This is a genomic window from Mycobacterium colombiense (assembly GCF_003284935.1).
GTDB lineage: Bacteria > Actinomycetota > Actinomycetes > Mycobacteriales > Mycobacteriaceae > Mycobacterium > Mycobacterium arosiense_A.
The window spans coordinates 26,791-49,133 of sequence record NZ_QMEV01000001.1; the positions used below are offsets into that span (position 1 = coordinate 26,791).

Here is a 22,343-nt window from a genome sequence, read left to right on the forward strand (position 1 = left end):
ATAGCCCATATCAAGGCACTGTCGGACGCGGGGATATCCAATGCGCGCCTGGGTCAGATGGTCGGCATTCCCCAGAACAATATCTGGGGCATCGTCGCCGGCCGCCGACGCTATGTGCTGGCCTCTACCGCAGCGAAGATCCTTTCCGTTCCCATTCCGGACGTGCCATGGAAAATCGCCAACGATGGATGTCCCGTTCCCGCGGTGGGAACTCAGCGCCGACTACAGGCCTTACATGCCATCGGATATCAGGGTCGGCACCTGGCTGAACTCCTGGGTGTAGAGCACTCGGTTGTCACAGCAATCACGTCGAGTAGACAGCCTGGCGTGAATGCGAAAACGGCGCGAGCCGTGGCCAGGTTGTTCAACGAATTGCAGATGACCCAGGGCCCCAGTAAAGAGAGTCGACGCCGCGCCGCAGCAAGGGGCTGGGTCGTCCCACTTGCCTGGGATGAGGATTCAATCGATGATCCCGCAGCCTCTCCTCAAATGCCAGAAGACGATAGCTCGGCTTGGTATGAGGACTACTGCGAGCTGAAAGAAATCGGCCTGGACGACACCCAAATTGCGGAACGCATGGGCATCCAGCGCAGCAGCCTTCTACACCGATTGCGGAGGCGATCACATGAGCTACAGGGACGTTCGTTGGCACGACCAAGCGGCTTGCAGGGGGATGCCTCTGAGCCTTTTCTTCCCGCCGCGGGGATGTAGTAGCGACGCCGGCAAGAAAGTGTGCAACACATGTCCCGTATGGCAGCAATGCCTTAGGGACACCCTCGCGATAGAGGTATCCGGTGCCCGCCATGGTGTGTTCGGTGGCATGTCGGCGAATGAACGCAAAGTATTTGATCAGGAAGGCGAGCCATGGGCGGTCTAGGTGTCACGGTTACCAATCTGAACCGGTGGGGCAAGAAGATGAACAAGTGGAAAGTCGTCATCGGTAAGCGCACCCGCTACTTCACCCAGGAAGAGTGGGAAAAAGACGGACTCGCCTGGGTTAACTCAGCACATCAGCAGGGTGGGTGAGCACGGATCCTCGTTGTCGCTCGGGTAGGCACTGCATAGGCAGAACCTCTGACGGTCCTGCCATCACGGCCAAGGTCAACACCATCTGCGCCGGCTGTATTCAGGATCTGCAACGCCAGTTAGAGGAGCTACCCCACCTGGCCGCGGCTCTACGATTGTTCCTCGGCGTCACACCGAAGACCGCTTTGCAGAGTCGGGTTAAGTCATCCCCCGAGCCGGCATGCCCCATCGATCCCCGCGTTGATGAACTCTTGGTCGACATCTCCGACGTCATTGAACGCACCGACAACCTTCGGGTGGCAGACCTCATCGCTCAGCCCCCCACCAAGTTTCAGGTCTGGTACAAGGACAAGGCCTACGACAAATACTTGGAAGGTTGGCAACGCGCCTGCGATATCCGCGGGGTGCATGTCAGGGCCAACGCCATCCTCGGCTTCGGCCGTATCGCAGTGAAGCGTCACGCCCCCTGCCCCAGATGCGGCCTGCCCACTCTTCAGCAGTGGATCGGCGACCCCACTATCGAATGCAGCGACGAGGAATGCGGATTCGTCATGTCCCTGGACGAATACGACCAGCACTGCAACGACCTCGCGAAGGACTCCAAGTGAAGAAGAGATACAAGAAACCACCGCCCGAATTCTTTCAGGTAGAAATCGTCTGCCCCGAGGTGTGTCTTCACCCCGTCGCCATCCACTTTGTGTGGATCGGCAACGCGGACGAGTCCGGTGTGGTTCAGGTCGAGGTGGCCAGGGATTTCCTGGAGAACATCGCGGGGCTGTTAGGTGACTAATGCTTTACTCCCTCCTCCCGCCCGAGATCAACTCGCTGAGGATGTATACGGGTGCGGGCGCTGGCCCTCTTGTGGCTGCAGCAGCCTCGTGGTCCCAGATAGCGAACGGGCTGAGCGATGCTGCGATGCAGCACGTCGCGACGGTTACGGCGTTAGCGGGTGTATGGACGGGTCCTTCATCCGACGCCATGTTGAAGTCCTCCCTGGCGTATACCAAGTGGTTAACGTCTACGGCAGCACAGGCGGAAGTGACGGCGACACAGGCACAAGCCGCGGTCGCCGCATACGAGACCGCCTTCGCCGCTACCGTTCCGCCATTCGAGGTCACTGAGAATCGCGCTCGACTCACTGCTCTGGTTGCTACCAATTTCCTGGGTGTGAATACGCCGGTCATCATGGCTACCGAGGCGCAGTATTCGGAGATGTGGGCACAAGACGCCGCCGCGATGACCACCTATCAGGTGTCATCTATGCAGGCGACCAGACTGCCTAGTTTTACCCCGCTCAAACCGCTCACAACGAACGTTGCGCAGCAGCCCAAGCAACTACCGCAGGGTGGCATTCAGAACGCTCTACAGGGGCTACAAAACATTGATCCCACAACGGGATGGCTGGGTCTATTCAATGACTACATCCAGTCCAACCTATCCTCCGGGGTCCTGTTCGATGTTCCCTTGGGTGTCATTCAATCCATCACCTCGACAGTGGCATTGATGAGCCTCTTTCAGGGTGAGAAGCAGATCGCCATCGGCGAGGCGCAACTCCCGCCTGAGCAGGTGGCCCAGATCGAATCCCGCTTCGGCGGGGGAATGACAGGTGGCCTCAACACCGCCGCGTCATTCGGTAACGCCCAGTCAGTGGGCAAGCTGAGTGTCCCCCAATCCTGGGAGCGTTCAGCATCCCTGCCGTTCACTAATCCTGAACCTGTCTCAGCATTGAACACGGGCGAGGGGTACTTCGGTCCCCCTGTCACGCCACTACTTGGCAGGCGGGAAAAGCCCGAGCCGGCACGCTACGGCTTCCGCCAAAAGAAACTCATTCCACGCCATCCATCCGGAGGGTAATTTGTACTTCAAGCAGCATCAGGAAAAGGCTAAGCCACAGCTTGGCTTTGGACCGAGCCTCGAATATTCCACCGCACTCGGGTCCACCCCCACGCTGACGGTTGAGTGGATGGGCCGGCGACTCACGCGCGAGGGTGTGCCCCTTAATTACAAGACCATTTTTCGCGTAGCCAATGAGCTACTGGCCGAGATCAAGATGTTCTACGGCATTATTTCTGATGAAAAGGAGTTCGTGGCACCGCCATGCCTGCTGACACGACGCTGACCATTGTCGGCAATCTAACTGCCGATCCTGAACTTCGCTTCACCCCCAGTGGTGCCGCGGTATCCAACTTCACCATCGCCAGCACCCCGCGGCTCTACGACCGCCAGAGCGGGGAATGGAAAGACGGCGACGCCCTTTTCATGCGCTGCAACATTTGGCGCGAGGCCGCCGAGAACGTGGCGGAAACCCTTCAGCGCGGCCAGCGTGTGATCGCCACCGGCCGGCTCAAGTCCCGCTCTTATGAAACCCGCGAGGGCGAGAAACGCACCGTCATGGAGCTTGAGGTGGACGAGATCGGCCCGAGCCTGCGTTACGCCACGGCACGGGTGAGCAAGAGCGACAACCGGCCATCGGGTGGTACCAAGACCAACTCCGATGCATGGGGCGGATCTGACGACGAACCGCCATTCTGACGAAATTCGTCTGAAACCCGAAAATCCACCCCCGGGGAAAACCCCCGAAATCGAAAATGTGGGCCCCTAATGCAAGGAGAAAAATGACCAGTCCCGCAGAAACCGCCAAGTTCGAAGCAGAAGCAGCTCACCTCTTGGCCCAGACCGAACTGCGCAAGGCCGAAACGCGCCGCAAGCTCGCCGAAGCTGTTGCCGCCGAATACCACATGGAGACGGCCCGCATCGCCCGTGACGCCGCTGTGCGCCAGGAGAAGATCGCGACGTCGGCCAACCACCACCACTACCAGTTCGACTTTCTGACTGGGGTGTACGACGAGCCGGTCACCGCCTGCCTCGCGCAACTGGCCATCTGGCACCGCAACGAACCGAACTGCCCGATGACCATCGTCATGGACTCCCCGGGTGGATCAGTGATCGACGGCATGCACCTGTTCGACCAGATCACCGCCTACTCCACACGGCCGTGGGACACCAGCAGTCGGCCCAAGGGCACGCACCACACCACCATGATTGTGCGCGGTTACGCCGCCTCCATGGCCGGCATCCTGCTGCAGTCTGCGGACCACAGGATTGTGGGGCCCGAGTCTTACATCATGGTTCACGAGGTGTCGTCATTTGCCCAGGGGAAAATCGGTGAACTCAAGGATGAAATAAAATTTCTCGATAAAATGAGTGATCGTGTGGCGAATATCTTTGTCACCCGAGCGCAGGCCACGGGCCGTCCCGACGCTATTGACCTGGATACCTTTAAGGCAAAATGGAACCGCCAAGATTGGTGGCTCGATTCCGAAGAGGCGTACAGGCTGGGTATCGTAGACGAAATTGGGTAGTTGCTCAGTTGCGGTCTGTGGCCGAGCGGCGGTTAAGAAGTCCCTGTGCGATGCGCATTATTTACGCATGCAACGCGGAGCCCCGCTAGATAGTCCAATCAGACCTTGGCGAAGCCGTCAAGATGCCATCGTTACTAACTGCGATGACTGCGTATCCAGTGGACAAATGTGCTCCACACATTTCGCCCAGACCAAGAGGTACAAGCTGGACCCAAAGATCCTGGCCCAAATGCTGTCGCGCGGTTGCTATGTCTGCGGAGCCCCGCGCGACAGGAATGGGCGGGCTCTGCGTATAGACCATGATCACACATGCTGCCCGGGTCGATTTGGCTGCGGCGAATGTGTGCGTGGTGTCTTATGTAACCTGCACAATATCCAGGCGGGGTATCTACAACATCCAGATCGAGATGCCGTACAGCGATATCTTAATGAATGGGAGTCGACAAGATTAGCCAATACTCCAAGGACGTAATCGAAAACCGGAAGTGGGCGCTGGGAATGGCCGGCGCCCTACTTCAACGCGTTCCCACTGGCATCGGTATCGCTAGTGCAGTGACGGACATGGCTGAGCACTTCTACAGGTGGGCCACCGTCCCACCGGAGAAAGGTAAGAATGGCTGACTTCCGCCTGGCCTACCTCCTAGAGGCTCGGGAATGCCACCGGCAGCGCCAAAAGCAGAGCCTCTACTCCCTACCCTTCTGGGCCAACCTCATCGGGGCCCTAGCCAACGGCATCATCGCCTGCGTACCTGATTCGGTCGCTGCAGCGTTTGAGGCCCAGCAGGCCTGGGATAGGGAAGCTCGCAACCATCTGCGTGACGCGGTAGAGGATGCCCTTGACCGAGCTGGATAACCTGGACTACCACCCGCTTACTGGTCCACTCATCGCCCTTGTTGCGCTCTTCTTCTTCGTGCTCGCCGCATGGGTTGCTGGTTACTTCTACAAGGGTCGGCACCGCGGTGAGTACGTTGAGAAACCGGAATGGCGCCAGAGGTGGCAGTTTGTCAACGTCGATCCTGAGCCGTGGCACGTCACCATTTTCGGCAATGTGCTGATTCGTGAGTGCAAGCCGGTGGAGATTAAGCCGGATACAACCCATCTGGACATAACCGTGCTTGGCGGTGGCGGGGGTAGTTATGGAAGATTTGGCGACAGCGATATTGACCTGGCCGATACAGCACCTCTATGGCCTTTTCTGGAGGCTGGGTCTCTTGGAGATCTTGAAGCAGAAGGATGGGTCGACATCGGAGTGTGCAAGGAGTTCAAATGAGTGAACGCTACGGCACCATTGACGAAGTGTATGAGTTAATGCCCGATTTCGAGGATTGGGTCCGCAAGGAGATCGAGAAGGTTCGCAGCGGAATATACACCGTGGCAACCGTGGGCGAGGCTCAGGTCATGCACGGACGCTGGGAGGCATTTCAGGACGTTCTATCGTGGTGGGGCGTTGGCTGACTGGCACACAAGGTACCGCCGGATCATAGACGCCTATCGCACGAGGCTGATGGAGGTATCGCTAGCCGCATGCAATGAGGTCGATGATCGTATGTGGGCAAGCGGGGAAAAGTGGCTTGTTAACGACGCCCCCATTGACTTAGATCGGCTGATGTCAGCCCGCGATCTCGCGGAGCGCTTCGGGTTCACTGAGCAGAATATCCGTGACTGGGCGCGTCGACACCGCGACAAGGTACCCACGCATAAACAATCAGATGGACGTGCGTTATATCGTGTGCGCGATGTCCTAAGATATCGAGCCGAGCGCGAGCGCAATGGCTAGCCGCCTGGGGGGCCTTAAGGGATGCCTGTATATAGTAAGATTCCGGAATGGCGTACTAAAGGTTGGCAGGACCGTCCGTCCCGTGCAGCAGAGATTCACCGAGTATGAGCGCGAGGCCAGGGTCCATGACAATCCAATCGTGGCTGCGTTCGCCTCCCGCCAGTTTATGGGCATAGACACTGCCGAGAATGATCTAATTGGCTGGATGCATAAGCATGCTATCGGCATGTCGACGAAACGATCTGAATGGTTTCGCCCACGCACCGGGGAGTCCGATTCCGTGTATGTCGGGGCCAGGGTGACCATTGCACAGTTATCCGACTCCAAAATGGCATGCTATAGGCCATTGGTGCAGCCCAGCATGTATTTTGCCGGGGAGTGGCCCGTCCCGCACGCGATAGCGTGCTAGGCTTTTTCCGTAGCACAGCTATATCTACAATCAAAAATCTTTAGGGCATGACCTATAAGCCGCCGCAAGGTGGTGAAAGGCGAGGTGACAACTCGCCGCCGGCAACGGTACCTCATGCAATCCCAACTCAACACCGTCACTGATACTGGCGGTGCGCTACCGAGTTACGCCCCCGGCCCAGGGCTGTGAACCAGTGGGGCTGACCATGCCGTACGTGCGGCTGAAAAGGCTATCGAACAAGGCTAGCGTGAGTGCGGAAGGAATATCAGTCCGACCCCGGCAGGGAAGGGCGGATTCCATGACGGTTTTAGTGCGGTGGTCGACGGATCACACGACGAATCCTGAGGGTGCGAAACAGGTGAGCCGACCTGAAGCACGAGAGGCGTGAAGCATTCTGTACCTCAAAAGGGTGCGGACCTTCATGGGGAAGCACGTCTCCAGTCAAAAACACACTTAGCTCATTGGCAGAGCATTGATATTTGGAATCAACGGAGTGGGTTCGATCCCCACAGTGTAATCATCGCTATATGGTTATATAAAGCAAAAGCCTTTCCCTGCTGTAAAGTTAAAGCGTCTTAATCCCCTGCCGAGGTCGGAACAGGGGCCGTCACGAGCCCGCAAGGCGACGGCGGTTCATGGACAAGTAGTGCAGCTCTGGGCCCGCGAACCCAGTGTCGAAGCGAACGTCGTGGAGTAGCTTGCAGCATAACGAGTGGTTAGCGTAACTGACCAGGCGTGGTAAGTACCGATGGGAATCGGTGGAAAAGTCAGGAATCCATAATCTGGCGAAAGCTTACTGAGGAACGGTGTATTCTCAGCCTCTACAAACTTTAATAGGACCGCGCCGGGGCGCTATGGGCAGGAACCGACCTGCCACCCGGCCGTCACCGCGCTTATCCCGACGCGCCTGATAAGTATCGGGACAAAACTTAAGCTCCCTCGCGCCCACGCTGGTGGCCGGTTTATCCGGTGGTAAATTCCATAGCAGGGAGAGCTGCACCGAGGGGCGTAAAGGTGCGGACCCAAAATTACGTGATGTAAAGGATGGCGTGATGCCAAAAGAAATCATTCAGTTCGCACAGACCGAGCTGCCCAGTGGGCAGCCAGTCGCTGATGCCACCAGCGTGGAATTGCGCTGGTCGAAGCCCGAGGCCGGCGGTAATCTCCAGTTGCGCTTTCAGCGCCACGTCTGGGATCAATCCTTCCGTGACTCAGGCGTCGAAGAGATCGACCAGTACACCGACCAACTCAGCCGTGATGATTGCAACCGGCTGATTCGGGCGCTGAGGCGTGCTCGCGACCAGGTTTACGGCGCGGACGCATAAAACTCTCCCACCCTAGTCGTCGGGGTGGGGTGATCTACAAAGGCGACACGACGTCTGACATAGCGCAGTATGTCCGCTGATTGCCGGCGTTAGGGCAGTCGGGGGCCAACTCACGCCCACCCCTTGTGAACAACCTATGGGCGTCTAACTTCTAATTCTGGCGCTCCCCGGCCACTATCCCTTCCTACTAAATGCAGTGGAGTTGAGGGTTTTGAGCGCCACGCACCGGGGTGCCCCCGTTAAGGCTGAGGCACCCCGGCTCTCTTTATGTAAGGAGCCATTGAGTATGAACGCTGGCTGGAAATGGATGCAGTTGTTCCTCAATGTGCTGGATTACGAACTTGACGATGGCCCGATGTTGTCGGAAGGCGCGGATTCGCTCGTGGAGCAACATCCCATCGCCGGCCGCGTGTTCATCGTGTCAGTCGGCTCGATCATCACCCTCCATCTCGCCAACCTCATGGACGAGAGATACGACCTGTTAGCCCAATCATTTTGGAAGAGACTTCGTAAGGGAAGATAAATGGCATCCAGAGCCGAACGCAAACAATTGAATAAGAATTGGCTGCGGAAGCTGCTGACTGGACAACCACACTTTATCATCGGCGGTGAGCACAACCCCTATTTACTTAGGTGGTTTTTGATCCCCCGCAACTCCTTTATCAACATCTATCTGCATAAATTCAAGCGCAGCGACGACGACCGCGCCTTGCACGACCATCCCTGGTGGTTCGCCTCCCTGATCCTCAAGGGTCAGTACATCGAGCACCGCGACGATGGCTCTACAAGGCACCGGAAAGCGGGCTCAGTTGCCCTCAGGCGGCCGAACACGCTTCACCGGGTGCAACTCCTACAAGAGGTTGTCACCAGCGATGCCGGCTGGACCATGCAGCGCGAGCGTCCCACCTGGACGTTGATTGTCACCGGGCCTAAATTGCGCAATTGGGGATTCGAATGCGCGCGCGGATGGGTTCCCTGGGAGTACTTCGAACACAATAATGGATGCGGCGAATACGCTTGAATAAACTGAGTGACAAGTTCTGGTATTACTACTGGTACTTCTATTTGTGGCTGCAGGAACAGGTTGATTACTTCCAACTCGGGCCGTTAGGTGTAGTTAAATGAATTGCCATCCCATCCTCGATGAGGTACGAGTCACTAGTGAGACCGGTGGCCAAAAGGGTTCTAAGCTCGCGCGCTTCGACCTTATCCCGGCAGAAATCCTCTGGGAGATCGCTGAGCATTTTGGAAAAGGCGCAGCTAAATATTCAGATTCGAATTGGAAAAAAGGCTATGACTGGAAGTACTCCTACGCAGCCTGCCAGCGCCACCTGAATTCTTTCTGGGCTGGCGAGGACATCGATCCCGAGACCGGGACTAAGCACGTTGTCGCCGCAGCCTGGCACTGCATCGCCCTGGCTTGGTTCATGGACAACATGCCGGAATACGACTCGCGTGGCTAACGGCCCCAAGACTCTGATCTATGACATTGAGCTAGCACCTAATGTGGTGTCGGCCTGGTCTCTTTTTAAGCCGATGATCGGCATAAATCAGATCATTGAGTCTTCGCACATCATCTGCTTTGCCTACCGCTGGCATGGCGAGAAACGCACCAAGTTCGCCTCCGAATGGGGCGATGGGTACAGCGACATGATCGCAACCCTGCACGCCCTCTTCGAAGAGGCTGATGTGGTCTGCGGGTACAACAGTGTCGGATTTGACGATAAGCACACCAGGGCGGCATTCCTAACCGAAGGATTAGCCCCTCCAGCCCCCTTTAAGCAGCTAGATCTCTACAAGGAGATTCGCCGCCAGTTCAACTTTCCGAGTCGCAAGCTGGATTACATCTGCCAGCGCTTGGGGCTGGGGCATAAGGTGGCACACACCGGCCAAGAGCTGTGGAATGAAGTCCTGCGGCCCTCCAGTGAGCAGTCGGGCAAGAAGGCCCGCGCCCTTATGGCCAAGTATTGCAAGACCGACGTCGACTTGACGGTTGACCTGTATGACCTTCTTTACCCATGGCTCAAGATGCCGATTAACGCTGGCTTGTTTGTTGACGACAACGAGCCGGCGTGCCCCCACTGTGGCCATGCTGTACAGCGCCGGGGGTGGGCATATACGACAAACGGACGTTATCGCCGCTACTACTGCCCGGACTGCCATGTGTGGTCGAAGGGCAAGACCGGGGATAAATTCGCAGAATTGAGAGCAGCATGATCCAGACCTATGTCCAAAGAATATAACGACCGCTGTGATAGGCCGCTGCGTGAACAATATGCCGCACTTGAGCAGCAACCCCTCCAGGTTATTGCTGGCCCCATGCCCTGGAGCACGGGGCAAAGCCTGTGACTGACGGGATTGCATTGCCGACACCAAACTGGTGGGCTTACGTGCCCTGGCGCGACATCATCGATCACGTCGAGGCCAATAGGCCCGGTAGCCTAGCCAACAACATCTCCCGCGAGAACGCGAGGAAGATTCTCGGTGGGTAATCCCATTGCCCGCCAGACGCTAGATGGCCCATGGGAATCTGACTATGCCCGCATGATCGGCGGTCCCATGCCCATCGTGACCGGCTACGACGCAACGATACAGGCCGCGGTCGACGGATGGACATACATATTCGATGGCGCCGGCAACTATCTAGGCCGTAAGCGCACCAACCCCGCCTGGGCGTTCGCCCATGGGGATAACTCCTGGGTTGATGAGATCCACGATTATGTAGGAGAAGAAAGTGACGACGCTGTTTCCGCTCGATCAGGAACAGAACGACAAGCTTCTCCTACAGGAAGCTCAGCGTAAGCAAGATTTAATAGACTTCGCCACTCGGCGATTTGCACCTCATCTGGTTGACAAACCCGATGTCCGACTAATCAATTTGTACTCCACGAACGCATCCCTGCGGAAGGAGATCCGCGCCCTATGTGGCGACCGGATAATTTGCGTGGAACATGTGGTGGCCGCGACCGGGCGTAAAGACCGCAATGAGATGGTGCAAGAGGGCATGTATCTGGATCTGCCTCAATCGGCGGATCTGGTTGCCACCAAGTCGGCGTTGAACACAAAGGTGGAATGGTTGGCAGCGCGTTTAGGTGCGTTGCCAATCGTTCTGCCTGAAGCCACTAACTACCTCATGGCACTTCTGGAAAAGAAGCACGTCCTGACGATTGTCGGGGGCGAGCAATCAAGAAGCTGAGTCGACTAAAGGTGTCATGATGGATAACTATTACTACTGCTGGTATCCCATGCGGGTGCTGCCGTATCAGGTTCTCACCCCATCCCTAACCATGTCGGGATGCCAATGCGGACTAGGCAATGGCCAGCCCGCAGCGCGACTCTTCGCGACGTCTCTAACGGCCGAGCAGGAACTGATCCACACCCAGTACAAGGGTGGTATCAGCATGGAGGAGGATTTCTATCCGGAGACTTTGACTGCGAACTTCATCGCCCCCGAGGCTGCCGCGGTTATGATATTCGGCATCTGGATCCACCCCAAGGCTTATCGCAAGGGTTCCGTCTACTTCGGCTTCTACGAGAAGGTCAAACGCACCCCTCCTATCGCCGGCCGGCTTCTCGACTCTTCACTCAATGAGGTTATTGAGCTTGATCCATATTCACCGCTGGTCTAAGTGGTCTGTGCCGTTTCAGCGGTATGACCTGATGTGGAAGTCGAGTCGACGCTGTCGCAGGTGCGGGAAGGAACAGGTGAAACTGATATGAGTGATCTTCGTGCGCGCCTCGCGGACGCACTGTGGCATCAGTGGGTTCCATCCCATGTCGTGTACGGCAGTGATGAGCCGGTCGGATTCCGCTCTCTGTGTGAATGGTCAGAATCCGTTGCCGATGTGCTGTTGTCGTTACCCGGCATCGCCATCCTGGACGAACAAGGCATCAAGACCGTCAACAAAGCCGCATCCGTCCTCGCGGGACACATAGGCGGCGATCTGTCACGCCGACTCAGCGCACTGATCGCGGCTAAGGAGGTTAATTGACCGACGCTCATGAGCAAGAGGTCACGCATCACTACACGATGCACTACCCCGAACACGAGCCGCGCGAGCACGATCCCCACTACCACGATTTCGAGGCCTACCGGCGCCGCACAAAGGCGACCGCGGTGTGTGCCATAGGTGAGTGGCGGAAAGACTTCTCGGGCTGTCGGGGGCCGCTAGAGCTGCATCACGCGCACATCGAGTTCGCCCTGCAAAACGCCGTCGACTTAGCCGTCCTGGAGGCGCACTATCCCGGTGTGTCCAATCCGGACGAGGTTGGCGAATGGGTGGAGTCCGCGGCCAACCTGGAATGGCTCTGCCAGTTCCATCATCGAGGCCATGGCGGGGTGCATGTCGCGTCCTCTAGTGACTTCGAAGCCCAGAAATTCATCGAGGGACTAATCAGCTAGGACTCCGCATGGACAAGTCATCGATCCCCTACTGGGTGGGTCTGCGTAACCAAATCTCTTACCGCGCCCACCAGCGTCGCGAGCCTATTACTTGCGCCAGCGGGGAAGAGACAACGTCCTACCTTGACCTCAAGAGCCTATTCACCCACAGCGGTGCGATGCTGCATCTAGCCGAGGCTATGCGTATCTATCGCCGCCAACTGGGCATCCCACTCCCCACGGCGGTGGGTGGGCCGACAATGGGCGCTGACTTCATGGCGTTCTCCATCGCTGTCGCACAGGTGGGCATTGACTGGTTCTCCGTGCGCGACAAGCCCAAAGATCACGGCCTACAGAAGCTGATCGAGGGCGCCGAGCTTGACGAGTTCGACAAAGGTCGTCCTCGTGGATGACGTGGTCTCTACTGGTGCTTCACTCATGCGCGCCTTCGATGCCGTATGGGATACCGGCGCTGAGATCCTAGCCGTCATGCCTTTAGTGGACCGTGCCGGCGTGGCCGATACGTCTTTCCGCGAACGAGGGGTGCGCTATCACCCACTGTTCACCCACCATGAGTTGGGAATTGATCCGCTGTAATGGATCACAAAGAGATCGCCGAAGCCCTTCTAGGCGCCAGCGACGTGTGGGCTCATGGCGGTATCGCACCGGATGGCCGACCACAAGCCTGGCCTTCAGCCCTCACCCACGCCATCCTGGCCCTGTGTGACCGCCTGGACGCCTTGCCGGCCGTCATCGCCCTAACTGATGCGGAAGAGTGCGAAGAGGGCCCAGAGGACCGATAAGACGCCTTACGTCAGGCCTCAGGGAAGTGAACCGAGAGCTTTGCGCGCCCGTCCTGCGCGGCCTCAACGATGGCGTTCCATTCCGGCTCGGGGACGTCGTACCTGCTCCCGTCCGTGAAACGGACCTCGACATCCCCGTTTCCGCGCCCGATGGCGTAATCGAAAACCTTCATGTCATCTCCCTGTCGAAGTGCCGATAATCAAGCGGTCTTATGTCGTCTGTTCGGGATGCCAGGCGGCGATGTTGGCGCGCACAGCGCGGTCACGCGCCGCCAGCGCATCGTTGTATCTCTGTCGAGCCTCATCGACTTCATGCTGCGCCGCTAGCAGGTCAATTAGGGCAGCATCGACTGCCGCATTGGCCTCTAGGCGTTCACGCCAAGTGCGCTCTTTCAGTGTCTCGCTCATGTTGACCCTTCTGCCGATAACTGCACGGTCTTATGTCGGGCTCAGCGGCTTGACGTTGGGCAGCGCGTAGTACGGATATGCGTCGAACGTGTCGCAGTCGTCCAGCTCGTCATCGTCGGCGTCAAGGTACTCGCGGGACTCGTCAAACTCCCACTGGAAGATGCCGTCGTCGTTGAAATAGCCGTGGTCGGTGGCGTGCCCGGCAGAATGCTTTGTCCCGATGCGCCCGAACTTGTCCGCGAACGCGGTGCCACTGGGAATGTCCTCGAAACGGCGGTAGTCATAGTCAGCCATCTTGGTTCTCCTTGTGATTTGTTAGCCGATAACGTTGCGTTTATGAAATCCGGTGTCGTCTAACGGCAGGACGTCGGGCTCTGGACCCGAAGGTTGGGGTTCGAATCCTTGCACCGGAGCCACCGCTGGCAGTCGGCACACGGACACCGCGCCGGCCAGTTGGGACACCGCGGGGCTGCTACCTCCATGAGTTTCATTGACACATCCTTTGCACTGTCGGAATAGACATACCAATAGCTTCTGCAAGCTCTTCGTACGTGTGTCCCGATAACTTCGCTTCCTTGACCGCTTCATTGAGGCCAGCTCGGGTATACGAGGCTTTTTCAGCCTGTTGCTGCCAGATCTTCGCTAGGCGACGCACGCGGGCAAGATGATCCATCACTGCCCCACCAGCGTCAGCAGCGTCACGCGCTTCCACCCCATCGGCTCACACGCATACGCTGTTTCGCCGATCACCACGACATCCCCAACCGAGAGGCTGCGGTTACCGTTCCTGCGGTATTCCTGCGCCCAGGTTGTCCCAGGATCGTCTTTGTTCAACTGACTGAATACGATCTTCAGCAGCATCTCGATATGCCCACACGCGGGCAATGAGGACTGGAAAACGATGGCCTCAGTCAGATCGTCACCAGCCGTGTACCCACGAAATGCTGCGGAGTTGTTCAGCAGAACTTTCACTGTCGCTTTGTCGCCCATCAGAGTCCAGCCTCCAGGATCTCCCCGGCCACCTTGGCAATCCTCTCGCCATGCTCGTCGGTGGCCTCGCAGTGCATCAGCACATAGGACAGGTAGTCCAGCTCTTGATTCATGTCGAACTCGACGCCGGCCATGCCCGCGGCGAAGATGGCGACTGAGTGAGCCTCGACCTCATGCAGATCCTCGTTGGCCACCTTCTGCGCCAGCGCAGGTAATGCCGCCCACATCTCTTCGACCGTTTCGGGGAACTTCATGGTGTGCCCGAGCAGTATATGCGCCATCTCGTGCATGGCCACGAATTCGGGGTAACGCTCCTGCGGGTCTATCGCCACTTCTCGGCCGATGCTGTACCCGCGTGGCTCTCCTTCCATGGGTCGATAAGGGACTGGCGTGATGTCCAGCCTTTCCATGGCTTTACGGATATCCCATTTTGGTTGAGTCATGCTAGTCCTCCTTATACTGAGGGTTGGTAGTTTAGTGAATGACGTCAGCTTATCACGTGTGATAAGTGAGACACAAGACTTATGCCCGACTGAAAAGTACCGACTCCAATGTTTTGCCGACTCGCCAATGCTATTCAGTTAATGCGCTGTAGCCAGAAATTTTACGGGCCAATTTTGCGCCGATAGATCCAACGATCCCCCACCCGCTGCCACTCCAGGACAGCGGCAGACAGTGCGCGGCAGCCCGCGAAATGCCACCCATCCGTACGCCTACAGTGCTGACACATCTACGAAATTCCTGCCTTGGCCAATACCATCTGAATGGTGCCCACGCCGAGACCGGTGGCGTCACGCATCTCTCGAAACGATGCGCCGGCCTGCCTGGCGTCACACAGCAACTTGTTGACCTGGGCGCGCTCATCGTTGGCCGCGGCCACGGCCGAACGCCAGGTCTGGGTACGCCCACGCAACCGCGACAGAATCGCATCCACCTGGTCGAATTCGTCCGAAACGGTCATCAGCCACACTCCTTGGTCACACGTCCACAGCGGACTGCTGTATGCACCCCGTGATCCGATTTGACCACATAGAAGCCGTTGCCGGTCTGCTCGACTCGCCCAAACGTGCGAACGCCATCGCGTTCCCGTACCCACGAGACGCGATCACCGCGGTAGATCCTATCCGGGCTCTCCATGCGTACAGTATACGTACGCTCGTTTGTTGTGTCCATACCCTGATTTCCTAGTTGCTGTAGCGAAAATTTTTGTAGCGGAAATTTTTAGCCGGCCAGCTCCGACTCGGCCCTCTCCACCGCCTCCTGGTAGGTGAGGCCCAGATTGGACTGGTACATGCAGACCAGCGCGATAAAGCGTGTCGAGTCGTTCACGTCCATAGCTCCTTAGCAATCTTCAATGCCTCACGCCGCACTGTGGCAGGAATCGTGAGGCCCCGCGCGAGTATCCGCCACCCGCTAGGCCATAGGGACACGCTGAATTCCTCACGCCGGCCGGATTTATGCGTGGCGACAAAATCCACACTGGGGATCGTTCCCCACTCCGCGCCGGTAACGTGCAGTGTCCAGCTCATTTACTCACCTCCTAGTCTCAGTGGCATTAGACCGCTCACCTGTTTAGATGAGCGATGTAATGTCACTCAGATGATTCAATTTTTCGTAGCTCGTAGGGCTCTACGGTGAACTGGTCTCGGCCAGATACATTCTCAACAATGGGGAGCCCGGCATCTGGGTCAAATCCAACAAGTTCTACGGTTAGAACCTGTCCCACTTCGTAGCGCTCCGTGTCGCGCTCTGTTGCGATGAAGTGATATAGCTTCATTTCACTGTCCTTACTACTTGTAGTGATGTAACTCCGTAAGGCTCACTAGACACGTAGTGAGCCAAGCGCAGTCACAAGCGCGCCACTGTGGCTATTACTTTCACGTCACCATTACGCCAGACTCTCGAATAGACGTCTCCCACGCGTTGCGGCTGATCTCCCACTAGGATCAATCCGAGACTCCGCGCATACTCGCGCGCCAAGCCTTCTGATGCCCGTATACCAGAATTGAACGCATATTTGCTTGCCTCGCCGACTAGCTCGATTTCGTCGCCGCTGACCCGCTCAAGAGTGACATTTACAGTTGAACGTTTCATCAGTTGTAACCTCCTACATAAGAACCGTTGTCATAGGCGTTAGGACCCGTTGCGAAGTCGGCGAACTTAGTCCGCTGCACTGCCCGGTCACTGTGGCGCTGATGTAAATGCTTACTCACGGGCAAATAGCTGCCAGGATCCTTATCCCAATCGCTTCCGTGAGGTTGACCGGAGCAATCGATCTGTCCGGTATACAGGTTGATTTCGCAGCTATCGGGATATGTGATACTTCCGTCGCCGTGACGATAGCCATCGCTAGGTTTCCATGGCTCGCACGGCCATTCTGCGAATAGCACGCCGCCATCGTCATAGCAGCCGGCAGGAGCATGGTTGGCATTGTTCGGACCACAGACACGGTTACCGTCGTCAACGCACGACCAGCACGGTTCATCTTCCATGCATTTAGCCGTGATGGTCCCGTGGTGGGTCGGAGCTAATCCGAGTGCTCCTACTGCCAGTGCGACACCAATTGCTTTAATCACTGTCATCTCCCGAATGTGTTTGCATCCATGCAGCGGAGTCCGAGACTTCTAACTCCGCTCCCACGTCGTCTATCAGGTAGTGATAGAACCTGCTAAGTAGCGCGGGCATGACTCACCTGTACCAGTACGTCACGCCGTCATATTCGACGCTGGTGTAGTCCATTCGCAGCTCGCGCGCGGCACGTTCCCAATCGATGCAATTGTGTGGCCACTGCTCCGCGCCGGTAATCGCCCCGATGTCCTCTGCCAACTCTTGCGCGTAGTCCTCGAAATACGAGTCGCGAATCAACGTGACCGGGTACCAGTCACCGCGCCATTGCTCATCGCCACCGTTGCCGCGCAATTCGTCTAGCAGCGCAGTAAGCTCGGCGTATTCCTCGTGATCATCTTCGTGACCCTCGTATTCCGCGCCGGCAGACCCGTCGACCACAGACCCGTTTGACGTCTCTTCCAAGTACTCGACGCGTTCGATGATGTCTCGGACATCGATGATGTCTTCATAGTTGTCGATTCCCATTGCCTTCTCTCTTCCCTGAATTGTGTAGGTTGGTAGTCCTATCCCTAGTGTAAACCCGTACAGTACCCGTACGCAAGGAGTAATTTGATTCACAGCGAACCATCAGCAATCGATTGCCTAGAAAAGCGTCTGGAGCTACTAGAGCACCCGACAGGCCCGGTCAAGCTGGTACAGTTCCACCACAACAGTCCCCAATTGCAGAAGCTCCGCAGACACATCGCGGAGGCAATTGTGATTACGCTGGAATCTAACGGCTACGTGGTGAAGAAACGTGCGAAGTAAAGACGTCCAGCTCCGCACTATCGAGGTAGCGAAGAAGCTATGCGAATACGCTGGTTGCTCTGTCTCGGCCGAACATTGCGCCGATGACACGGTTAACCTCATCATTACCGTGACAGGTACTGATGACCATGCCGGCGATCTACTACAGGCTGCGCTGGCGGCGCGGGATGCCTAGTTAAACCCGACTCTCCGCCATGCGTAGACGGTCGTCACGCTGGGTTATGCGGCGACCTACGACTAGATCGTCATATCCACGCGCGACCAGCTCGCCATGCAGTCCCGCGTATTCATACTCGCGAGCTGGCACGGTGGTGTAGTACCAGTCTTTAGAGCATGCGCTATGCTGGCCCAAGTGCGCGTAGCAGGTCATTTCGCGGCCGTTGTATGTCGCGGCGATCTGCGGAAAGACTGCTACTACCTCGTTGGCCGCTTTGTCCTTGCGGAAGATAACTTTAGTGCTCATCGCGCCATACTCCTCACTGCGTTCTGCGCTGATTCCTTAGTAAAGTAGTGCTGACGTAACCGATGCCCATTCACCACTACGGCATAGACTTGTGGGCGGATCTCGATGACCATCACATTCCCCTACCTACGGTTACAGACTCGGTAACATCCTTTACCTCGGACCATTCCCGCTCGACAACGGAATCTGTTACTAGAGTCGCGTTACCGATTTCCCACTCAAACTCTTCCGCTAGCTGTTCGTCATCTGACGAGTCGTAGTCGCGCCCGGGGTGGACAGCGCGAAGTAGCGCTAGCACCTCTTCGCGGGAGAACTCCGAGTGTAAGACTGTGGTCAACTCGCGGCGGACTGTGAATGTCGACATGACTTACCCCTATCGCGTAATGGTTGTCTCGCTCATGCCTCTATCGTACGCCTACTGTACGGCAATGTGAATACCTCACGCATAAAAAAGAGAGCCGGATTGCTCCGACTCTCTTGGTTCCTACCTCCCTCCTTATCGCCCCAACTCCCGGTCTAGCCGCTCGGCTACGGCGTTTAACCCGCACTCGTAGCAGGTGACGTAATCGTTCTCGCTGCTGTCATACCATTGGCGGTCAGTACTCGCGTCCTCTGCGCTGTCCGCGTCATAGTTGGCGTAGTCAATATAAGGCTGCACGAAATGCTCCTCGCATAACGTCGCCTCTGACATCGCCGTGCCTTGATCCGTGATCCGTGAGTACTGTTTCACGATTTGTCCTATCTCCTATCGGCTAATGGGTTCGTTGTCCAGCTGGTTTAGGTAGTCCCCTACCGCTAATGCCAGTCCGATACCAGCGTTAGCCGTGTCTAATCCGTGCGCGTCGCGGGCTTCGACGTGGTTAAACTCGCGTAATGCTTCCCGTAGCCGCCCTAATGCGTCCATGGTGCCCTCCTAGCTGGGTTGGTAATTTCAGTGTACCCCTACAGTACGCACTCACACAATAGGAATGTCCCCATATGCTTCCCAATGTCAACAATAGTTCCAGCACACGAGCGAAGGTATTCAAGAACGCATCCAACACCTGGACCGGCATTCACCGATACCTAGGCGCCCGAGGGTTCGACACTTGGCGTGAGGCGATGAAATGGGCCACTATCAAATTAACGCTGGTCAATTGAAGCGTCCCCCTAGACCCTGCACAGTGTGCGGACAGCCCGTATACCGACAGGCCCGTTGTCGCACCCATTACAAGCAAGCGGAGAAGCGTCGTGGGAATAGCTCCGAACGCGGATATGGGTCTCGACACGAGAGAATGTTCCGCCGTCCCGTCCTAATGCGGGATCCAATATGCGTAATGCAGGACTGCGATGAACCATCCGTACACGCAGACCACTACCCCTACACCCGTAGGCAGCTAGTGCGTATGGGCCTAGACCCTGATGACCCACAGTACGGGCGTGGACTCTGCACCCATCACCACAACCAGTGGACAGCTAGCCAGCCCCGTACCTAGAGGGTTGCATGGTGTATCTATCTGCATTACATTCCCACCACTATGAGCGGTAGAGAGCCGTCGACCACCCGCGTTGTCGTGCTGGTATGAGCTAAAGAGAGCCGCTGTCCCCCTTGACGTTTGGAGGGGAGGGGGTGGGTCGAAATCCCTGCAGTGTCATAAGCGGGGCGACCGTTCCGGTTCGATCCGTGTCGAAGCACGTAATCCGTTCTTGTGCAAGGGTTTTCGGAAAATAATCCAAACCCAGCTTCCCAAAAACCTCACCCCGAAACACTAAGCAGTGCAAGGGTTTTCGATTAACGCCAACCAAGGACTCCTCGACTGAAATGCGTAGACTGCGGCGTTGACCTGGAGCCGCATCAAGGGCGTGGCCGGCCGCGTAAGCGCTGCCCATCATGCTCCCCACCAGGTCGTTACTACGTTCCCACGACAAATCGCGACCAGGCAATTTGCACCTTCTGCTCCCGGTCGTTTGAGGTGACGTCGCGTCGTGGTCCGATTGCTTTATATTGCTCACGCGCATGTCGCATGGCCAACCTTTACCGAAATCGCACCCCTAACAGGGAGTGTTCCCATTGCGGGGTCGTGATACCGGTTGGATCCGCTCAAAGGAGATTCTGCTCCAAGGATTGCCACAACGCTTCGATGCGAAAGGGCTATCCGGTCACGAACTGCGAGACCTGCGGCATAAAGATCATCTCGGGAAGTTCGCAGCCCATCCGTTTCTGCGATGCCCACAGGCCGCCCGACTCGGCATATTCCCAAAGACGCCGCGACTTGATTAAGGGCGGCGAGCGCATCGATCCTGTCGAGGTGTTCGAATCCGACGACTGGACGTGTGGCGTCTGCGCCGGCCCGGTCGATCCGGAGCTTAAGTTCCCCGACCCCATGGCCGCGAGCCTCGATCACATCATCCCCCTATCCCGGGGTGGCGAACATGTCAGGTCAAATGTCCAGTGCGCTCACTGGATCTGCAACTGCCGGAAGTCCGCAAAGGTTGCAGCCTGATCAGTCACGACACAGCGTCCCGCGGTAGCTGCTCTTCCTTGTAGCCGCAATGGCCACAAGTCACCATAATGAGGTCTGCAGCGCTGTCGTAACTGGCCTTATGGGATCTGCTCTCACACTTGGGACAGAGCCACCAGCTCGAATACATCTCCATCGCTTTGGTAAATCCGCCTTATGTCGCCTTAGATTGCTTGATTTCGAGTGCTTGACGTAGCCGCCAGGCGTTCGCCAAGTGCCGCGCCGACAGACCATCCTGGTAGGCGATCTGGCGCTCTAGCTGATCCTGTGGCCACTCGGCCATACCCTCGATAACCTTGCGCTCAAAGGCGCACTGCTCGTCATCGCAGTCATAGGCGGGACCGGGCACTGACACCTGACACGATGTGCCGTCGATGTCGATAACGTGGCTGTGGAAGTCAATCTTGCTCATGGTGTCCTCTCTGCCGATAACGTTGCGAAATCGACATCACGCCAGCACCGCTGTCCTGACCTGATGAACCCCACCACAGCTCCACCCATCCCGCTCATACCGCCATCCCCGCTGCCGCACGACCGCGTCCGCGTCTTCCTCACAGACTGCGTCGACCACCTGCACATGTGTACATGGCTGCGCCACCTCCCCGCGATGGCCGCGTCGACTCACGGTCTTGTCGCAGGTGTAGAGGTATCTGTTGATGACTTGTCTGGGCATTCTTTTCCTTGGCGTGTAGCTCAATGGGCAGAGCAGCGGATTGTTAATCCGCCGGTTGGAGGTTCGAATCCTCCCGCGCCAGCCTGTAGCCGTCGAGATAGGGCTCCAGTGGCATTGAGAACTTGAGATGGACGACGCCGAGGTAATTGCCGACTTCGTCATAGACCTCGCAGAAGCTGTACATGCCGTCGAGGTGGTCGAATTCCACCCACCCGTCCGGATAGTCCCCAGGGCATAGCCCATGGATCTTCGGCCGCGGATTCTGCCGCTGCGGTAGGTCGCTTAACTGCATGATAGATCCTTCACGCCAGTCCCCACTCAAAGTCGGATATGCGTCGCTTGAGGCGCCAGTTCCACCACCGCACGGGCGTCCAGAATGACGTGGGCGGCGCACAGCCGTCAGTGTCGAATGCGTACAGGTACCGGCCGCACTCGCAGAGCCATATGCTCCCCAGCGGACGGTCGGGCGGATCGCAACGATGCCTCTTGCCCGCTACGTACACGTCAGTCATACGTACTCGGCCTCTCGCAGTGCTTCGAAGACCCGATCAGCGTCGGGAACCACCAGCTCGTTCAGTAGGGTGAGGATGCGCTCGTTGATGGGCGGGGCGTCGGCCGGCCAATGGTCGGTGGCGTTCTCCATCAGGGCCTCGTAGATGGTCTGCCACGCAGGATCGTCCTGATATTCGGACAGCTCCTCACTGGCGTCTCTCCTCTCGGCTAGACGGCTCTGCCAGTCCCCCAGGCCCCACCATTGCGGATTTGGGACGATATCGCCCATAATCCCTCCCTAACCTCACTAAACTCGGCGCAAAGCGCCCTAAACCCCCCCGAATCCTACTGTACCCG

At 57.3% G+C, this 22,343-nt stretch carries 36 protein-coding genes and 2 tRNA genes; 27 read left to right on the forward strand and 11 right to left on the reverse strand.

Going from position 1 to position 22,343, the window contains the following annotated elements; all coding sequences use genetic code 11:
- Positions 1-57 precede the first annotated feature (57 nt).
- From DQP57_RS26735 to DQP57_RS00220, 24 genes are all read left to right on the forward strand, one after another.
- Entirely contained in the window at positions 58-711 is a 654-nt protein-coding gene (locus DQP57_RS26735; RefSeq protein WP_165821712.1) for a hypothetical protein, read from the forward strand.
- Positions 674-877: a WhiB family transcriptional regulator gene (locus tag DQP57_RS00120; protein ID WP_240631638.1), complete on the forward strand. Its 204-nt coding sequence runs from the start codon at positions 674-676 to the stop codon at positions 875-877. Before DQP57_RS26735 ends, DQP57_RS00120 begins: the two co-directional genes overlap by 38 nt.
- Positions 865-1,026: a hypothetical protein gene (locus DQP57_RS26740; protein ID WP_165821713.1), complete on the forward strand. Its 162-nt coding sequence runs from the start codon at positions 865-867 to the stop codon at positions 1,024-1,026. The genes DQP57_RS00120 and DQP57_RS26740 overlap by 13 nt, the downstream gene beginning before the upstream one ends.
- Positions 1,023-1,634, forward strand: coding sequence for a hypothetical protein (locus tag DQP57_RS26485; RefSeq protein WP_133259186.1), 612 nt, complete (start codon positions 1,023-1,025; stop codon positions 1,632-1,634). The genes DQP57_RS26740 and DQP57_RS26485 overlap by 4 nt, the downstream gene beginning before the upstream one ends.
- The gene (locus DQP57_RS00130) at positions 1,631-1,816 is read left to right on the forward strand and encodes a hypothetical protein (RefSeq protein ID WP_112630574.1); all 186 of its coding nucleotides are present in this window, start codon (positions 1,631-1,633) and stop codon (positions 1,814-1,816) included. Before DQP57_RS26485 ends, DQP57_RS00130 begins: the two co-directional genes overlap by 4 nt.
- Positions 1,816-2,880, forward strand: a complete 1,065-nt coding sequence (locus tag DQP57_RS00135; protein WP_112630576.1) for a PPE family protein — start codon at positions 1,816-1,818, stop codon at positions 2,878-2,880. Before DQP57_RS00130 ends, DQP57_RS00135 begins: the two co-directional genes overlap by 1 nt.
- Before the next feature lies 1 nt (position 2,881).
- Positions 2,882-3,145, forward strand: coding sequence for a hypothetical protein (locus DQP57_RS26490; RefSeq protein ID WP_133259187.1), 264 nt, complete (start codon positions 2,882-2,884; stop codon positions 3,143-3,145).
- Positions 3,124-3,558 carry a single-stranded DNA-binding protein gene (locus DQP57_RS00140; RefSeq protein ID WP_112630578.1) on the forward strand — a complete coding sequence of 145 codons (435 nt, stop codon included), beginning with the start codon at positions 3,124-3,126 and terminating at the stop codon, positions 3,556-3,558. The genes DQP57_RS26490 and DQP57_RS00140 overlap by 22 nt, the downstream gene beginning before the upstream one ends.
- A gap of 83 nt (positions 3,559-3,641) precedes the next feature.
- Positions 3,642-4,388 carry an ATP-dependent Clp protease proteolytic subunit gene (locus tag DQP57_RS00145; protein WP_205868989.1) on the forward strand — a complete coding sequence of 249 codons (747 nt, stop codon included), beginning with the start codon at positions 3,642-3,644 and terminating at the stop codon, positions 4,386-4,388.
- 229 nt (positions 4,389-4,617) lie between these two features.
- A complete protein-coding gene (locus DQP57_RS27565; protein WP_165821714.1) occupies positions 4,618-4,860 on the forward strand; it encodes an endonuclease domain-containing protein in 243 nt (80 codons plus the stop codon).
- 364 nt (positions 4,861-5,224) lie between these two features.
- Positions 5,225-5,659 carry a hypothetical protein gene (locus DQP57_RS26495; RefSeq protein ID WP_133259188.1) on the forward strand — a complete coding sequence of 145 codons (435 nt, stop codon included), beginning with the start codon at positions 5,225-5,227 and terminating at the stop codon, positions 5,657-5,659.
- Complete coding sequence (locus DQP57_RS00160; RefSeq protein ID WP_112630586.1) at positions 5,656-5,844, forward strand: hypothetical protein; 189 nt, start codon at positions 5,656-5,658, stop codon at positions 5,842-5,844. Before DQP57_RS26495 ends, DQP57_RS00160 begins: the two co-directional genes overlap by 4 nt.
- A gap of 151 nt (positions 5,845-5,995) precedes the next feature.
- Positions 5,996-6,166 (forward strand): MerR family transcriptional regulator, encoded by a 171-nt coding sequence (locus DQP57_RS27570; RefSeq protein WP_205868990.1) that lies wholly within the window; start codon positions 5,996-5,998, stop codon positions 6,164-6,166.
- Between the two features lie 1,461 nt (positions 6,167-7,627).
- The gene (locus tag DQP57_RS00175) at positions 7,628-7,900 is read left to right on the forward strand and encodes a hypothetical protein (RefSeq protein ID WP_112630592.1); all 273 of its coding nucleotides are present in this window, start codon (positions 7,628-7,630) and stop codon (positions 7,898-7,900) included.
- A 286-nt stretch (positions 7,901-8,186) separates the two neighbouring features.
- On the forward strand, positions 8,187-8,423 hold the full coding sequence (locus DQP57_RS00180) for a DUF7427 family protein (protein ID WP_133259189.1): 237 nt from the start codon (positions 8,187-8,189) through the stop codon (positions 8,421-8,423).
- Positions 8,424-8,921, forward strand: coding sequence for a hypothetical protein (locus DQP57_RS00185; protein WP_112630596.1), 498 nt, complete (start codon positions 8,424-8,426; stop codon positions 8,919-8,921).
- Between the two features lie 100 nt (positions 8,922-9,021).
- Positions 9,022-9,363 carry a dATP/dGTP diphosphohydrolase domain-containing protein gene (locus DQP57_RS00190; RefSeq protein WP_112630598.1) on the forward strand — a complete coding sequence of 114 codons (342 nt, stop codon included), beginning with the start codon at positions 9,022-9,024 and terminating at the stop codon, positions 9,361-9,363.
- The gene (locus DQP57_RS00195) at positions 9,356-10,117 is read left to right on the forward strand and encodes a ribonuclease H-like domain-containing protein (protein WP_133259190.1); all 762 of its coding nucleotides are present in this window, start codon (positions 9,356-9,358) and stop codon (positions 10,115-10,117) included. The genes DQP57_RS00190 and DQP57_RS00195 overlap by 8 nt, the downstream gene beginning before the upstream one ends.
- A 517-nt stretch (positions 10,118-10,634) precedes the next feature.
- Positions 10,635-11,096 carry a hypothetical protein gene (locus DQP57_RS00200; RefSeq protein WP_112630602.1) on the forward strand — a complete coding sequence of 154 codons (462 nt, stop codon included), beginning with the start codon at positions 10,635-10,637 and terminating at the stop codon, positions 11,094-11,096.
- Between the two features lie 19 nt (positions 11,097-11,115).
- Positions 11,116-11,529 carry a hypothetical protein gene (locus tag DQP57_RS00205; protein ID WP_133259191.1) on the forward strand — a complete coding sequence of 138 codons (414 nt, stop codon included), beginning with the start codon at positions 11,116-11,118 and terminating at the stop codon, positions 11,527-11,529.
- A gap of 33 nt (positions 11,530-11,562) precedes the next feature.
- On the forward strand, positions 11,563-11,892 hold the full coding sequence (locus DQP57_RS26500; RefSeq protein ID WP_133259192.1) for a hypothetical protein: 330 nt from the start codon (positions 11,563-11,565) through the stop codon (positions 11,890-11,892).
- Entirely contained in the window at positions 11,889-12,302 is a 414-nt protein-coding gene (locus DQP57_RS00210; protein ID WP_112630606.1) for a hypothetical protein, read from the forward strand. The genes DQP57_RS26500 and DQP57_RS00210 overlap by 4 nt, the downstream gene beginning before the upstream one ends.
- A gap of 8 nt (positions 12,303-12,310) precedes the next feature.
- Positions 12,311-12,694: a hypothetical protein gene (locus tag DQP57_RS00215; protein WP_112630608.1), complete on the forward strand. Its 384-nt coding sequence runs from the start codon at positions 12,311-12,313 to the stop codon at positions 12,692-12,694.
- Positions 12,687-12,878: a hypothetical protein gene (locus tag DQP57_RS00220; RefSeq protein WP_165821715.1), complete on the forward strand. Its 192-nt coding sequence runs from the start codon at positions 12,687-12,689 to the stop codon at positions 12,876-12,878. The genes DQP57_RS00215 and DQP57_RS00220 overlap by 8 nt, the downstream gene beginning before the upstream one ends.
- A 217-nt stretch (positions 12,879-13,095) precedes the next feature.
- Here the strand turns inward: DQP57_RS00220 and DQP57_RS26750 are convergent, their stop codons facing one another.
- The 3 genes from DQP57_RS26750 to DQP57_RS00230 are packed head-to-tail and all read right to left on the reverse strand — an operon-like array spanning position 13,096 to position 13,786.
- Positions 13,096-13,257 (reverse strand): hypothetical protein, encoded by a 162-nt coding sequence (locus DQP57_RS26750; RefSeq protein WP_165821716.1) that lies wholly within the window; start codon positions 13,255-13,257, stop codon positions 13,096-13,098.
- A 37-nt stretch (positions 13,258-13,294) separates the two neighbouring features.
- Positions 13,295-13,492 carry a hypothetical protein gene (locus tag DQP57_RS26505; RefSeq protein WP_133259193.1) on the reverse strand — a complete coding sequence of 66 codons (198 nt, stop codon included), beginning with the start codon at positions 13,490-13,492 and terminating at the stop codon, positions 13,295-13,297.
- 30 nt (positions 13,493-13,522) lie between these two features.
- Positions 13,523-13,786 (reverse strand): hypothetical protein, encoded by a 264-nt coding sequence (locus DQP57_RS00230; RefSeq protein WP_112630611.1) that lies wholly within the window; start codon positions 13,784-13,786, stop codon positions 13,523-13,525.
- Positions 13,787-13,834: 48 nt separating this feature from the next.
- On the opposite strand from DQP57_RS00230, the gene DQP57_RS00235 reads away from it, so the two are divergent.
- Positions 13,835-13,908 (forward strand) — tRNA-Gln (locus DQP57_RS00235).
- A gap of 256 nt (positions 13,909-14,164) precedes the next feature.
- Here DQP57_RS00235 and DQP57_RS00240 read toward each other — a convergent pair.
- From DQP57_RS00240 to DQP57_RS26515, 6 genes are all read right to left on the reverse strand, one after another.
- Entirely contained in the window at positions 14,165-14,482 is a 318-nt protein-coding gene (locus DQP57_RS00240; protein WP_133259194.1) for a hypothetical protein, read from the reverse strand.
- On the reverse strand, positions 14,482-14,925 hold the full coding sequence (locus tag DQP57_RS00245; protein ID WP_133259195.1) for a hypothetical protein: 444 nt from the start codon (positions 14,923-14,925) through the stop codon (positions 14,482-14,484). The genes DQP57_RS00240 and DQP57_RS00245 overlap by 1 nt, the downstream gene beginning before the upstream one ends.
- 287 nt (positions 14,926-15,212) lie before the next feature.
- Positions 15,213-15,443 (reverse strand): hypothetical protein, encoded by a 231-nt coding sequence (locus DQP57_RS00250; protein ID WP_133259196.1) that lies wholly within the window; start codon positions 15,441-15,443, stop codon positions 15,213-15,215.
- A 630-nt stretch (positions 15,444-16,073) separates the two neighbouring features.
- Positions 16,074-16,259, reverse strand: coding sequence for a hypothetical protein (locus tag DQP57_RS26510; RefSeq protein WP_133259197.1), 186 nt, complete (start codon positions 16,257-16,259; stop codon positions 16,074-16,076).
- 911 nt (positions 16,260-17,170) lie between these two features.
- Positions 17,171-17,668 carry an antirestriction protein ArdA gene (locus DQP57_RS00255; RefSeq protein WP_346427292.1) on the reverse strand — a complete coding sequence of 166 codons (498 nt, stop codon included), beginning with the start codon at positions 17,666-17,668 and terminating at the stop codon, positions 17,171-17,173.
- A 364-nt stretch (positions 17,669-18,032) separates the two neighbouring features.
- The gene (locus DQP57_RS26515; protein ID WP_133259198.1) at positions 18,033-18,320 is read right to left on the reverse strand and encodes a hypothetical protein; all 288 of its coding nucleotides are present in this window, start codon (positions 18,318-18,320) and stop codon (positions 18,033-18,035) included.
- 2,120 nt (positions 18,321-20,440) lie between these two features.
- On the opposite strand from DQP57_RS26515, the gene DQP57_RS00270 reads away from it, so the two are divergent.
- On the forward strand, positions 20,441-20,803 hold the full coding sequence (locus tag DQP57_RS00270) for an HNH endonuclease (RefSeq protein ID WP_165821717.1): 363 nt from the start codon (positions 20,441-20,443) through the stop codon (positions 20,801-20,803).
- A 172-nt stretch (positions 20,804-20,975) separates the two neighbouring features.
- Here DQP57_RS00270 and DQP57_RS00275 read toward each other — a convergent pair whose 3' ends face one another.
- Positions 20,976-21,233, reverse strand: a complete 258-nt coding sequence (locus DQP57_RS00275) for a hypothetical protein (protein ID WP_112630619.1) — start codon at positions 21,231-21,233, stop codon at positions 20,976-20,978.
- 270 nt (positions 21,234-21,503) lie between these two features.
- Between DQP57_RS00275 and DQP57_RS00280 the strand changes: the two genes are divergently transcribed.
- A tRNA-Asn gene (locus DQP57_RS00280) sits at positions 21,504-21,576 on the forward strand.
- 426 nt (positions 21,577-22,002) lie between these two features.
- Here DQP57_RS00280 and DQP57_RS00290 read toward each other — a convergent pair.
- A complete protein-coding gene (locus DQP57_RS00290) occupies positions 22,003-22,275 on the reverse strand; it encodes a hypothetical protein (RefSeq protein WP_112630620.1) in 273 nt (90 codons plus the stop codon).
- Positions 22,276-22,343: the final 68 nt, after the last annotated feature.